This window comes from Saccharopolyspora sp. NPDC049426 (genome assembly GCF_040676935.1).
Lineage (GTDB): Bacteria > Actinomycetota > Actinomycetes > Mycobacteriales > Pseudonocardiaceae > Saccharopolyspora.
In genome coordinates, this window is sequence record NZ_JBFAPZ010000022.1 from 25,575 (window position 1) to 38,267 (window position 12,693).

Sequence of the window (12,693 nt, forward strand, 5' to 3'; positions counted from 1 at the left end):
CAGGCGTCGCATCGCGGCACCTGTCTGTCAGCCTAATCTGCCACATGCGGAACAAGCCAAGACTCAGACAGTGCGTGGTGGAAGATGGCTGCGCCCGCGCTCCCCTGCCAGGTGGAGGCGCCGTTCCGTCCAGTCGAGGCATGTCCGAACGTGCGGACGGTGCGGGTCCCCGTTGGTTCGTCGGCGATCTCCAGCCTTCTGAGCCAGTCAGCGCCCGATGGAGTGAGTCTTGGCCCGTAGTCCTAGTTAATAAGCCCTTGGGAGAGCAGGGCATCGGTAATCGCCAAGGCCAGGGCGCCAGCCAAAGTGGTCGTAGCAGATGCGTGCAAATACCAAAGTGCCGGCGTGAACCGATTGTTCAGTGGGCGAGCGGTCGCCGTATTCCGCCGCGTGCAAGGACGGCAGCGGTCACCAGGAGCAAGATGCCGAGTCCTAGCAAGCCCGCACCGGGTCCGCTTGCGGGCGCCCATGAGATGACGGCGATCAGTGCTGCAAAGGCGCCTGAGATGCCCCACGCGGTCAAGACCGTGCCGTAGTAGGACGCGAACTGTGGCGCCGGGTTCATCGATCGCACGATTCCCGGCAGTACTGCGAACCCGCTGCCATGTCCGACCAGCACGATGGCCAACAGCGGGATCAGGACCCTGAGGTCGTGCACAAAGGCGGCGACGACGAGCGCTACCGCACGGACGGTGAGCAGTGCCACGAACGTTCCCCGGGAGCTGAGCCGACGGCTGAGCCACGGAGAGACGAGGCCGCCGAAGAAAAGCGCGGGCACGGTCGCCGTCAGTACCGTCGCAGTCTGCGTGTACGGCAGCGAGCTCCACGCCGAGACGAGTGGAAACGCCACGCTCAGGAGCAGCATGCCGGGCATGGCGTTGATTGCGAGGAGGATGGACATCCGTAGCTGCTGGGCGCGCCAGCCGACAGGTTCGGCGACATCGTTGGTCCCGGCGGGCCTGGTGGGTAGCCAGAGGCCCGTGAGGCTGAGCGCTACGCCTGCTGCCCCCATTACTGCGATGACAGTTCCAATCTGCCTGTCGTCCGATGCAGGCTCGATGACGAAGAGGGCCAGCAGGTAGACAGCGGCGGTGCCAGTGGTGAAACCGGCCGGCCCGATTGCCGCGCCCACCAGAGGCCTATGGGGGAACTGCGGGCCCAAGCAGTCGACGACAGCGAGGTATGTCAATCCCACACCCACACCGCCCACGATCAGTGGGACCAGCGCGAGGGCCCACCCGCCCGATCCGATGAGGAGGCCGCTGACCACGACGGCGACGGACCACACCACTGCTCCGGCAGTCGCGATCGTGCGTGGCGCATGTAAGCGCAGCAGTCTGCCTGCCAACGGTGTCCCGATAGCCAGCCCGAGGCACACCACGCCGAAGCCCGCGGCCGATACCGGTGCGTCCGATGCGTTGCGCTCAGGGAACAGGAATTGCGGTGCGCTCATGCCGTACATCGAGCCCACCACGGCCATCACGACGAAACCGCCGATCGCGGTGCGGGCGATGCGCGTGGCCCGTGCCGAGGTGTCGTGTCGTGCCTGGATCATCTGACTCCTTGTCGAGTATCGAGCGAACCGGTGATGCGTCTTGGTGTATGAACACCAGACGGGCCGCAGGCAGGCATCAGTTGTCGCCGGCTCGCAGCTGCCCGTGCCGCCACGGGCAGCTGCGAGCCGGGCCCTTCCCCAGCCGTGGCTTGAGGAAGGGCCCGAACGACCCGGCCGTGCTGCGAGGCGTCCCGCCTTGCCGGACGGCGCTTTACCGCGACTGCCGATGCGATCGGCCGTCTACGGGGTCGTCGGCGAGTGGTCCCTCAGGCGGCGCCACCAGCGAGGCGCTGCCTGGCCAAGTTCATGGCACGCACGCGCCCCAACGCGGCGATCGCGCGATCTACTGAGTCCAGCAGGGGCACACCGTGTTCGGCTGCTTCCGACCGCAGCTGTCGCACGAGTGCGTCCTGGTCCTCGCTGAGGCTGCTGCGCAGGGCCATGACCATCGCGACGTCGCCGCGCGGCGCGGCCAGCATGTCGCGGCTCAGCATGGTGATGAGTGCGGCGGCCTCGGCTGGGCTCTGGATGTCCCACGCGGTCCCCAGGTCGAGATAGGCGCACAGACCCTCGATGCTCGGATCGTGGGCCAGTTCCGTGACGAGTGATCCGGTGAAGGGACCCGTCTCGTCGTACAGCGACCAGATGGAGATGTCGATCGGGTTGCTGAGACTGACACCAGGGGCATCGAATCGAGCGAGCGCGTCGGCGGTCTCTTCGGCGGTCCGCGGCAGAATCAGGTCGTGCTCGTAGGCGGTGTCCGCGCCAACCACGGCCACCCCTCCGCCGCCGCCGACGATGCCCAGGTGTCGGCCTGTGAATCCGGTCGCGTACTGGGCGACCATCAAGGTGTCGAGAAGTTCCTCGATGCTCTCCACCAGGATCACGCCGGCTGCGGCGGCCGCGTCGCGCAGCACGGCAGGATTGGCCGCCAAGGCGCCTGTGTGCGACGAGGCGGCCACGCTCCCTGCGACGCTCCTGCCGCCCTTGAACAGCACGATCGGAACCGACACCTGCTTGGCCAATGCGAAGAACCGCTCGGCGTCACTGTCGTCCTCGAGATAGAAGGCCGCGATCCTGGTGCGCGGATCTGCCTCACAGAACGCCAGGTACTCCGATGGCTTCACGTCGTCACAGTTGCCGCTCGAGGCTACGAAACTGAACCGGACGCCCAGTTCCTTGCCGCGTCGCACCACGTCGCCGGCGTAGGTGCCCGACTGAGAGATCATCGCGATCGAGCCCACCTCGTTCGACGACGCATTACAGCCGATCATCGTCAGCCGGGAGTACGGACTGTACATACCCAGTGCGTTCGGTCCGAGCACCCGCATGCCGCTCCCGGCGACGACCGCGCCGAAGTCCTCGGTGTCGGAAGTGTAGACGTGCGCGGTCCGGGTCCCGCGCGCGGCGAGCCGTCGCAGCGCGTCGCCGACCGCGGGTGCTGGGAGTGTCACCACGGCACGGTCCACTCCTTCGGGCAGTTCTTCGATCGAGGCGAGCGCCGGCCGGTCCAAGATCTCCGTCGCGGACCGGCTCACCGGGTAAAGCGCGCCCTCGAAGCCCTGCTCGATGGCCGTGCGCACCGCCCTGTTGCCCATCTTGCCAGGGTCGGCAGACGCACCAATGACAGCCAGCGAGGTCGGGTAGATGGCCGGCATGAGTTCGCGGTAGGCCGTCGAGGGATCGGGCAGCGCCGCGGCACCCGCCATGGACGAATCTCTGGCCACCGCTCGTGCGTCTACCGCGACGATTCCCTCTGACCCGACCACGACGGGATTGAAGTCGATCTGGTCGACGGGCTCGGTGAGCAGCAGTCCGTCAGTGCCGGCGAGTCTGACCAGCAGCTCCACCAACTGCGAGTAGGCCGCAGGGAAGCGCCTGCTCAGGACCGTCCCGATGCGCGTACGGTCGACGAGCTCGGTAGCGCCTGCCGCGTCGAGCGGAGCTTGTGCGAAGGCGACGTCACCCAGCGTCTCGACGTCGACACCGCCAGAGCCGACCATGACGATGGGACCGAAGCTGGGTTCGTAGAGGGCTCCTACGACCACCTCGGGTCCGGGAGCCACCATGGGCTCGACCGTCACACCTGTGGGAGTGATTCCGCGGGCGCGCTGTTCCTCGAAGAGTCGCACCACCGCGTCGTGGACGTGATGAGGCGCGAGTCCGAGCAGCACGCCACCGGACTTGGACTTGTGCACAACCTCTTCTGCGACCAGCTTGACGGCCACTTCTCTGCCGTACGACGCCGCGGCTTCGGCGGCCTCGGCAGGTGTGACGGCGAAGTTCATCGGGTTCGCCGGGATGCCGTAGGCAGCCGCCAGGTCTCGGATGGCGTCGTCGCGGAGCCGGTTGACCGGCGCGTGTTCGATCGTGCTCATGCCAGCGCCTCCGTCACGAGCGTTCGTAGGGCTTCAGGAGCGTCAGGGAAGACGGGTGCACGGCGTTCCAGGAACGACCGGACGCCTTCGTCTCCGTCGGGGAGTGCGCGCACGAGTTCGGAGAGCCGGGTCTCAGCCGCTCGGCCTGCGTCGGCACCGTGTCGCAGGCTGTGATTGAAGCCGGCCTTGACCGCGGTGACCACAGCAGGCGAGACAGACGCGATCGCCTGCGCTAGCTCCATCGCACCATCCAGCGCCCGGTCTCCTTCGTGAATGCTCGTCACGTAGCCCCGGCGCTCTGCCTCCTCGGCACCAAACGGCGCAGCCGTTGCCAACCAGTGATAGGCGGTGGCATATCCCACGATGTCCACGAGCCTGCTCAATGCCCCCGCGATCGGTACGAGACCGATCGCCGCGCCGACGCCACAGAAGCGTGCCTGCCTCGTGGCGACTCTGAGGTCGCAGTTGATCGTGAGCAGGAATCCTGCGGCGTAGGCCGGGCCGTCGACTGCAGCGATCACCGGCGTGAGGATTTCCGACGGTCGGGCGAAAGCCGCGTTCGCGATGGGGTCGCCGCCGGTGTCGGGGTGTTCCAGTACTTCGTCCAGATCGTGACCGGAGGAGAAGTACCCCTCGGCGCCGGTGACGACGATGACTCGCACCGAAGGGTCGGCATCGGCAAGGTCCAACTCCCGGTAGAGGGTGGATGCCATGTCTCCGGAGAAGGCGTTTCGCTTGGCGGGGTTGTCGATGGTCAGGACCCTGACAGGTCCTTCGTTCGTCGATCGCACGTTTGGCGTCATGTGTTGTGGTTCCTTCCGGTTGAGGTCGCTCGTCACGACGACGAGGCGGTCGGGTCGACGCTGCGCTCTACGCCCGCGACTTCGCGCGTCGCGGGGGCAGACTCGACCGGGAGTCCGACCTTGTCGCGGTTGCGGGATCGCGTGACCCAGGTGAGCGCTCCGACGACGGCGACGACCAGGAGGTTGACGACGAGGGCGGAGACGGCGATGTAGATCGGGGTGCTGAGGAAGAACGGGGGTGCCGTCGATCCTCCGAAGGGTGCGCCGTCCGGGGTCTTGACCTGGTAGGCCGCCCAAGTGCCATACACGACAGAGACCGTGAGGCCGGACAGGAGAGCGCGGGACATGGTCGGGTAGCGGCCGATCAGTCCGGTCAGGATCGTCGGGAGGATCTGCAAAAGCCAGATACCGGCGAGCAGTTGGAAGTTCACGGCGATCGTGGTGTCCATCGTCAGGACGAACACGAGTGCACCGATCTTGACGAACACGGACACGACCTTGGAGACCAAGGTTTCCGAGGCAGCCGAGATCTCACGCCGGGAGAACTGTCGGTACAGGTTGCGGCTCACCAGGTTTCCGGCCGCGATCGCCATGATCGCTGCTGGCACCAGCGCGCACATGGCGAGGGCGGCGAAGGCGACGCCGACGAACCACGACGGGAACATCTCGATCAGGAGTTGCGGGACCGCGTACTGAGGGTTCCCGTCCTTCGGCGAGATTCCAGCCGCCAGCGCCATGACTCCGAGCAAGGCGGCGATTCCCATGAACACCGCGTTGATCGGAAGCAACGACATGTTGCGACGCACGACCTTGGGGCTGCGGGCGGCGAACAGGCCCGTGACGGCGTGTGGGTACAAGAAGAGCGCCAAACTCGAGCCGATCGCGGTGGTGAGATAGATGGCCGGGTTGCTCGTGACCAGGGACTCCGAGGTGAGGGTCGGTGATGCCTGCGCGGCGCGCTCGAAGATCGAGCCGAAGCCTCCGAGCTTGATCGGGATGACGATGACGGCCGCGATAAGCACGATGTAGGTCAGCATGTCCTTGACGAAGGCGATCAGCGCGGGCGCTCGCAGACCTGCGGAGTACGTGTACGCCGCAAGCACTCCGAAAGCGATGAGGAGTGGGGCGTCCTTGACCAGCCAATTGTCGGAGGATCCGCCGATGCCGAGAGCACCGAAGACGACTTCCAGGCCGACGAGCTGAAGGGCGATGTAAGGAAGCAGGGCGATAAGCCCTGTGATGGTGACCGCGAGGCCGAGCCAATTCGACTGGAAGCGGTCGTTAACGAAGTCGGTCAGGGTGACGTATTGGTTCTTGTGCGCCAGGGATACGAGCTTGGGGAGTGCGATGAAGCCCATCGTGTAAGCCAACGCGGCGTACGGAAGCGCGTAGAACCCGAACGCGCCGACGGAAAAGACCGCGGCGGGCAGGGCAATGATCGTGTAGGCGGTGTAGATCTCACCGCCGAGCAGGAACCAGACGATGAACGATCCGAATGTGCGGCCGCCGAGGGCCCATTCGTCGAGATCGGTGAGCTTGCCCTTGTTGCGCCAACGGGTGGCCCGGAATCCCATACCCGTGATGAGGAGGAACAGCGCGACGAATACTGCAACGGTGACAGGCTGGGCGTTCATCCCCTGACCTCCTCGGACTCGTCGTCATTAAGTCCTGCGAACAGCAGCAGGTAGACGGTGCCGGTCGCAGCAGCGGTAAGCAGCGGCAATGCCAACTGGAACCAGTAGAAGAAGGGCATCCCGATGAGCGTGGGCGACTGACGCTGGTACAGCGGGGTAGCGCACGCCAGGACGACGGGCACGGCGAGAATGACGGCACTCAGGGAGAGCCAGGCGGGGCTACGGCGTCGAAGTGGAGACCCGACGCTGGGGGAGCCTGAAGGCTTGCTCATGGGGACACTCCTCAATTGAACGGATGCTGAGCCCGAGCGCTCGGTGATGGATGTGGAGCCCTCCGAGGCTCGTATGCGGGGAACGCGTCGTACGCCACATCGCGAAAGCATCGGTCGTTCAGTTGCGTCGCGTCATCGGGAAGTCCGAGAACTTTCCGGCGCGGATGTCGCGGTTTTTACGGATGCGGGCGGCCCAGGCGGGTATCCGGCGGGACCGAGTCGAGGAGGCGGAGACCGATCGCGAGCATCAGCAGGTCGTCGGAGTCGTTGGGGTCACGATGGGTCAGCTCGCGGATGCGTCGCAGGCGATGGACCACCGTGTTGGGGTTGACCCCTAGCACGGAAGCCGTCTTGCTCATGTTGAGGTTCGAGCGGACGTAGGCCCGAAGGGTCGGCACCAGGTCGGCGCGCTTGTGGGCGTCGTAGTCCACCAGCGGCCGCGGATGTCGCGGTTTTTACGGATGCGGGCGCCCCAGGCGGGCATCCGGCGGGACCGAGTCGAGGAGGCGGAGACCGATCGCGAGCAACAGCAGGTCGTCGGAGTCGTTGGGGTCACGATGGGTCAGCTCGCGGATGCGTCGCAGGCGATAGACCACCGTGTTGGGGTTGACCCCTAGCACGGAAGCCGCCTTGCTCATGTTGAGGTTCGAGCGGACGTAGGCCCGAAGGGTCGGCACCAGGTCGGCGCGCTTGTGGGCGTCGTAGTCCACCAGCGGCTGGACGGTCTCTTCAAGCAGTGCGTCGAGGTGGTGCGCCGAGCGCAGGATCTGGTCGAGCATCACGTCGGCGAAGCGGATGACCCGGCCCGCCCAGCTGGCTTCGATGCCTAGGTCGACCGCCATGCGGGCCTCCTCGTAAGATCTGCGCACACCGGCGACGCCTTCGGAGGTGCGTCCCACGCCGATCGACCAGTCGGGATGCTCGGTGACAAGCTCTTGAAGCGCGTTGTTGAGCACGCCTTGGTCGGCCTCTGCCACCGGGCAGATGATGGCCACGATCTCCGCGTCGCGCGCTCCCACGAGGGTGGTGTCGAGTCGGGTCGCGAGGAGGTCGCGAATCGTCCGAAGGGCCGCGTGCACCCCGGAAGACGGAGCATCGAGGTCGTGGACGTGCACGAGGACAACGAACACGGACCGGTTCCGCAGCGTCATGGCCAAGGTAGTGGCGTGTCGGCGCGCTGTCTCGCTGACCGGCTCTCCGGTCACCAACGTCTCCAACACGTCGGTCCTCAAGGCTTGGCCACCAGAGGCCACCGACATCGACTCTCGCAGGTACGCCTGCGTGAGGGCCGAGGAGACACTGTCGGTGTAGCGCATCATTGCGTCGGCGCAGTCGAGGGCGACCTCTCGGCCGACCGCGTCGTCACCGCACTCCTCGCAGATGGCGCGCCACAGCATCGTCCCGGATAGCCGATACGTCCTGAGCAGCGATGCCAGACTCACGTGCTGATGCAGTCGTCGAACGGCGCTGCGGCGCAGCCATTCGATGTCGCCCTCGAAGTCTGTTGTCGCGTCCGCGAACGTTGTCGTCACATGTGTGATGTTGTGGACAGACATCTCCACGACGTCGCGGATAGTCGCGTCGGAGAGTTTCTGATATTCCGGGATGACGTTGCGAAATTCGTCAACCAGCAGCGCCGCCAGTTCGTGCCGCTTCCGGAGGAGGCGGTGCAGCACCTCCTCTCGCCTCCGCGCATACGACGTCTGCTCGGTCGCATCGGCGAGATCAGGTGGGGACAGCGGGGCGTCTTCGGTGCTCATGGGTCGTGTCGGCTACGGTGCTGGTCTGTCGAGGTTCTCATTGACATCTCCTCACAAGGTGTCACGCCGCTGGGACACCTCCCCAGGCACGTCCGGGGGTCGGTACTCGCACCGCTATGGCGATGCTCATGCCGTCGCAGGAGGGAGAGCCTCATACGAACCGAGGAAACCATAGTGCGCCCGAGACACCGGGTCTCTCAACTGCCGATTTCTCCCAAAGCGGACGTAAGGGCCTGCATCGAGTCCGGGACGAAGGTGTAGAAGTAGTTGCGTCCCTCCTTGCGCACGTCGATCAGGCCGGCGGTCCGCAGCGTCCGCATGTGATAGGAGACTGTTGACTTGGAGATGTGGGTCTCCTCGACCAGCGCCGTGCACGCCATCTCCGGTACCGAAGCCACCCGCCTCAACAGGTCCAGACGAACTGGGTCGGCGATGGCCTTGAGCGTCTCGACATGGGATTCGCGAGTCATCGAAGCGTCGTCGTGCACTCTCGACTCCTCCCGTTCGTCAACTCGTGGGCTCTGCTGAGTGTAGAGCACGGGCAGCAGCTCGATCCTCGAACCGGCGCCCGCCCGTTTCGCGCCGACCGCTTGTGACGCCATTCTGCATGTGGTTCGATAGTTCTACAACTTTCGAACGATCAGGAGCAGCCACGGTGCTAAGCGATCAAGAACGCGAATCCGTCGTCGACCCCGCAGCCGCAACCGCCGAACTGGGACAGTTGCCGCCCCTCGGTGTGGTGCCCGCACAGATGCACGCACAGGTCATCCGCCCCGAGCGTTATGGCGATCCTGCCCAGGCATTCAAGCGCGAGGTCGTCCCGACGCCAGCCATCGGACCAGGCGAGGTGCTCGTCGCCGTCATGGCCGCCGGAGTGAACTACAACAACGTGTGGGCGGCTCGCGGATACCCGGTCGACCAGGTGGCGACACGACAGAAACGCGGTGAGACAGAGGACTTCCACATCGGCGGCTCGGACGCCTCGGGCATCGTATACGCCATCGGAGCGGGAGTCACCGGCGTCGAAGTAGGCGACGAGGTCGTCATTCACCCGGGCGTGTGGGACGAGGAAGATCCCTGGATCGCGGCAGGGCGCGACGAAATGATCGCACCCAGTGCCCGCATCTGGGGGTACGACACCAACTACGGTTCGTTCGGCCAGTTCGCGCGCGTCCAGGCCCACCAAGTGCTGCCCAAAGCCCCGCACCTGTCCTGGGCCGAGGCCGCGGCACCCACCCTCGTCGGCACGACCGCCTACCGGATGCTTCACGGATGGGCCGGCAACACGATCCAAGACGGTGACCTCGTGCTCGTCTGGGGCGGGTCCGGTGGGCTCGGCACCCAGGCATCCCAGCTCGTACGAGAAGCCGGCGGCCGGGCAATTGCTGTCGTCTCTGACGACGAACGTGGCGCGTACGCCATGAAGTACGGGGCCATCGGCTACATCAACCGACGCGAATTCAGCCACTGGGGGGTTCCTCCGCTCGTCGACGACACGGAGGGGCAGAAGGTCTGGGCCGCCGGCGCCCGAGCCTTCGGCAAGAAGATCTGGGAGATCGCCGGCGCGAAGGAAGAGCCCGCCATCGTCTTCGAGCACCCCGGCGCGGCCACCGTTCCCACCAGCATCTTCGTGTGCCGGCCAGGGGGAATGGTGGTGATCTGCGCCGGAACCAGCGGCTTCGACGCCATGGTCGATCTCCGATACCACTGGACGCGGCAGAAGCGGTTCCAGGGCTCGCACGGAACCAACGACCAGCAAGCTATCGAGTACAACCAGCTCGTGGTCGACGGCCGAATTGACCCCTGCGTGGGCAGGGTGCTTTCCCTGGACGAAGTCCCCCGAGCCCACGCAGAGATGGGCCGGGGCGAGGAGGTCTTCGGCAACACCGTCGTCCTGGTCGGCGCCTCGGACCCTGAGCAGGGCAAGCGGGCGTGAGCCCACTGCACGCACACCGGCACGTCGCGGCCCGGCCGACCAACAGGTCGGCCGGGCTAAGCCGACCCGAGCCGGCATGCCTCCCCAACGAAGCAGGAGATTAGAGATGCAGGCGTGGCAGGTCACTCGACACGCCGAGCCGAGTGAAGCGCTACGGCTCAGCCATTCCCCCCTCCCGAGTCCTACGTCCAGCCAGGTACTGGTAAGAGTCGGCGCGACTGCCTGCAACTACGCGGACACCCTGTTGTGCCGCGGCCGGTACCAGGTCAACCCAGATATGCCGTTCACCCCCGGGCTGGAGACATGCGGCGTGATCGAGTCTGTGGGTCGTGATGCCCCGGCTGACCTCGTCGGTCGCCGCGTGCTGGGGCAGCCCGTCCTGCCGCATGGTGGCTTCGCTGAATACGCGCTGATGGACGCCGGCACCGTCATCGAGGTCCCCGAGGTCATCCCCGATACGGAGGCAGCGACCCTCCACCTCACCTACCTCACCGCTTGGCTAGCCCTGCATCGGCGGACCCGGATGACCCGAGGAGACACCGTGGTCGTGACCTCGGCCGCCGGAGGCGTGGGCCTCGCAGCGTCACAACTAGCCATGGCCGGCGGCGCGCACCTGATTGCCATCGTCTCGGGCGCAGACAAGCGGGCCATGTTGGAGTCCCAGGGCGTTGAATTCGTCATCGACCGACTCGAAGGAGACGTCGTCGAAAAGGTCCGTCGGCTCTGCCCTCAGGGTGGGGCTGACATCGTGTTCGAGTCGATCGGGGGGGACTCCTACGAGCAGGCACGCAGGTACGTCGGATTCGAGGGGCAAATCGTCGTGGTCGGCTTCGCGTCGGGGACGATTCCGCTCGCGAAGTTGAGCCACCCCTTCGTGAAGAACTACACCATCGCCGGGCTGCACTGGAATCTGTACTGGCAGCACCAGCCGAACCTGGTCAGGCAGGCCCAGTCCGACATCTTCACCAAGGCGCAGACAGGCCAGATCGCGCCACTCATCTCCCGCGCCTTCGACATCGAAGGTGTGGCCGACGCGTTGGGCGAACTAGCCAGTGGTCGCACTCACGGGAAGTTGGTGATGACCGCTCCAACGTGATTGGAATACGCCGATGGGCATCGCTGATCGAGACCTGGTCAACCTCTCGACCGCGCCTCGAAGCGCGCCTGTGGCCGAGGCCCGTCTCGGCCACGTTCCGGTCGCTCTTCATCACCAAGACCGGGGAGGGGCGCGCCGGCCATCGATGTCGGCGCGGCTGTAGCGCACAGCACTTCGGGGCTCCCGACGTACCTCTCGTTTCCGGGCGAAGGGCGAGTCTGGAAGGACTCCACTCGACGGTTGTCGAGTGGAGTCCTTGGGCATTCTGGCGTGAATGCGATGCGCTGATCCGGTGAGCGGACCGCGATCGGCAACTTCGACGGCGGCTGAGGGGCGTCGTCTCGCACGCGGGTGCTCGATCAAGGAGCGCCGGAGTCGTCGGTCTCAGCGCTGATGCTGGCTCCCCAGAGCACCTCGAAGAAGTTCCGCTGCATCTCGGCGTACTCATCGCTCTCGATCACCATTGCGAAGGTTTCGCGCGCGGAGGAGAGGGTGACGACCTCGTGGGAACCGATCACGGCGGTCATCGTGAACTGGTACTCGGCCGGGGCATGTTTGACCACCCGGTAGTCGCGTGCGCTGGTGAGCCAGCCACCGGGCCAGTCATGATCTCGGGTGCGGATGACACGAAGAACAAGCTGGCGTTCGCGCCGCCCTGCGATGTAGTCGGCCATCGCTGACTCGCCGGGCACTGTCATGAGATCACTCATGGAGAGGATGCCGCGCAGCGGCGAGTCCCATTCCAGGGTTTCGAACAGCGCTGTGCGGATCCCGGAAACGCCCTCCAGGTAGCGGACTTTGGGCCGGGTGCGGCTCGCCGAGAACAGTGCGCGCAGCTGGGGCACGAGATCATCAAGCACGCGACGCCGCATGGCCCACTCGTCGAGCAGCTGGGCCGGGTCGTTCGCCACCAGGTGGCTCTGCGTGCGCAGGTCCTGACTCTCGCCCGGGGCGGACTCCACCCTGCCGATGAGCCCACGTGCTTCGAGGCGTCGCGCAATGTCGTAGCCACTGGTCCTGCTCACGTTGGCCAGCCGCGCAGCCTCGGCGACTGTCGCACGCCCTCGCTGTAGGACGGCCAGGTAGAAGTGGGCGTCCTTTGCATCGAGACCTGCGTCAACGAGTTGCTGCCACATCGCACTCACCCTCTGATCTGTTGTCGAAAAGCGTCGACAGACTTCCCATTGACCCTGCGTGATCCAGGTTTCTACGGTCAAATCACGCCCAATTGAGAGTGTCGAGACGCATCGACATGATTA

Annotated in this window: 11 protein-coding genes; 2 read left to right on the forward strand and 9 right to left on the reverse strand. The window is 65.7% G+C overall.

Annotation, left to right across the window (positions count from 1 at the left end; all coding sequences use genetic code 11):
- Positions 1 to 358: 358 nt before the first annotated feature.
- The 8 genes from AB0J78_RS31795 to AB0J78_RS31830 form a co-directional block, all read right to left on the reverse strand.
- Entirely contained in the window at positions 359 to 1,555 is a 1,197-nt protein-coding gene (locus tag AB0J78_RS31795; RefSeq protein ID WP_363795483.1) for a hypothetical protein, read from the reverse strand.
- A gap of 266 nt (positions 1,556 to 1,821) precedes the next feature.
- Positions 1,822 to 3,933, reverse strand: coding sequence for an acetate--CoA ligase family protein (locus tag AB0J78_RS31800; RefSeq protein WP_363795485.1), 2,112 nt, complete (start codon positions 3,931 to 3,933; stop codon positions 1,822 to 1,824).
- Positions 3,930 to 4,736 (reverse strand): enoyl-CoA hydratase/isomerase family protein, encoded by an 807-nt coding sequence (locus AB0J78_RS31805; RefSeq protein ID WP_363795487.1) that lies wholly within the window; start codon positions 4,734 to 4,736, stop codon positions 3,930 to 3,932. The genes AB0J78_RS31800 and AB0J78_RS31805 overlap by 4 nt, the downstream gene beginning before the upstream one ends.
- A 32-nt stretch (positions 4,737 to 4,768) precedes the next feature.
- Positions 4,769 to 6,370, reverse strand: a complete 1,602-nt coding sequence (locus AB0J78_RS31810) for a sodium:solute symporter family protein (protein WP_363795489.1) — start codon at positions 6,368 to 6,370, stop codon at positions 4,769 to 4,771.
- On the reverse strand, positions 6,367 to 6,642 hold the full coding sequence (locus tag AB0J78_RS31815; protein WP_363795491.1) for a DUF3311 domain-containing protein: 276 nt from the start codon (positions 6,640 to 6,642) through the stop codon (positions 6,367 to 6,369). The genes AB0J78_RS31810 and AB0J78_RS31815 overlap by 4 nt, the downstream gene beginning before the upstream one ends.
- A gap of 176 nt (positions 6,643 to 6,818) precedes the next feature.
- Entirely contained in the window at positions 6,819 to 7,073 is a 255-nt protein-coding gene (locus tag AB0J78_RS31820; RefSeq protein WP_363795493.1) for a helix-turn-helix domain-containing protein, read from the reverse strand.
- 24 nt (positions 7,074 to 7,097) lie between these two features.
- Entirely contained in the window at positions 7,098 to 8,402 is a 1,305-nt protein-coding gene (locus AB0J78_RS31825; protein WP_363795495.1) for a helix-turn-helix domain-containing protein, read from the reverse strand.
- A 197-nt stretch (positions 8,403 to 8,599) separates the two neighbouring features.
- Positions 8,600 to 8,890 (reverse strand): metalloregulator ArsR/SmtB family transcription factor, encoded by a 291-nt coding sequence (locus tag AB0J78_RS31830; protein WP_363795497.1) that lies wholly within the window; start codon positions 8,888 to 8,890, stop codon positions 8,600 to 8,602.
- 167 nt (positions 8,891 to 9,057) lie between these two features.
- On the opposite strand from AB0J78_RS31830, the gene ccrA reads away from it, so the two are divergent.
- Both ccrA and AB0J78_RS31840 read left to right on the forward strand, forming a co-directional pair.
- The gene (ccrA, locus tag AB0J78_RS31835) at positions 9,058 to 10,338 is read left to right on the forward strand and encodes a crotonyl-CoA carboxylase/reductase (RefSeq protein WP_363795499.1); all 1,281 of its coding nucleotides are present in this window, start codon (positions 9,058 to 9,060) and stop codon (positions 10,336 to 10,338) included.
- 106 nt (positions 10,339 to 10,444) lie between these two features.
- Positions 10,445 to 11,434, forward strand: a complete 990-nt coding sequence (locus AB0J78_RS31840) for an NADPH:quinone oxidoreductase family protein (protein ID WP_363795501.1) — start codon at positions 10,445 to 10,447, stop codon at positions 11,432 to 11,434.
- A 359-nt stretch (positions 11,435 to 11,793) separates the two neighbouring features.
- On the opposite strand, the gene AB0J78_RS31845 is transcribed toward AB0J78_RS31840, so the two are convergent.
- The gene (locus AB0J78_RS31845) at positions 11,794 to 12,570 is read right to left on the reverse strand and encodes a helix-turn-helix domain-containing protein (RefSeq protein ID WP_363795503.1); all 777 of its coding nucleotides are present in this window, start codon (positions 12,568 to 12,570) and stop codon (positions 11,794 to 11,796) included.
- Positions 12,571 to 12,693 lie beyond the last annotated feature (123 nt).

Bases quoted from the DNA above. Each gene is read 5' to 3' on its own strand.
- AB0J78_RS31810 (WP_363795489.1), bottom strand. From the start codon at position 6,370: ATGAACGCCCAGCCTGTCACCGTTGCAGTATTCGTCGCGCTGTTCCTC.
- AB0J78_RS31825 (WP_363795495.1), bottom strand. From the start codon at position 8,402: ATGAGCACCGAAGACGCCCCGCTGTCCCCACCTGATCTCGCCGATGCG.
- AB0J78_RS31800 (WP_363795485.1), bottom strand. From the start codon at position 3,933: ATGAGCACGATCGAACACGCGCCGGTCAACCGGCTCCGCGACGACGCC.
- AB0J78_RS31795 (WP_363795483.1), bottom strand. From the start codon at position 1,555: ATGATCCAGGCACGACACGACACCTCGGCACGGGCCACGCGCATCGCC.
- AB0J78_RS31805 (WP_363795487.1), bottom strand. From the start codon at position 4,736: ATGACGCCAAACGTGCGATCGACGAACGAAGGACCTGTCAGGGTCCTG.
- AB0J78_RS31815 (WP_363795491.1), bottom strand. From the start codon at position 6,642: ATGAGCAAGCCTTCAGGCTCCCCCAGCGTCGGGTCTCCACTTCGACGC.
- AB0J78_RS31845 (WP_363795503.1), bottom strand. From the start codon at position 12,570: ATGTGGCAGCAACTCGTTGACGCAGGTCTCGATGCAAAGGACGCCCAC.
- AB0J78_RS31840 (WP_363795501.1), top strand. From the start codon at position 10,445: ATGCAGGCGTGGCAGGTCACTCGACACGCCGAGCCGAGTGAAGCGCTA.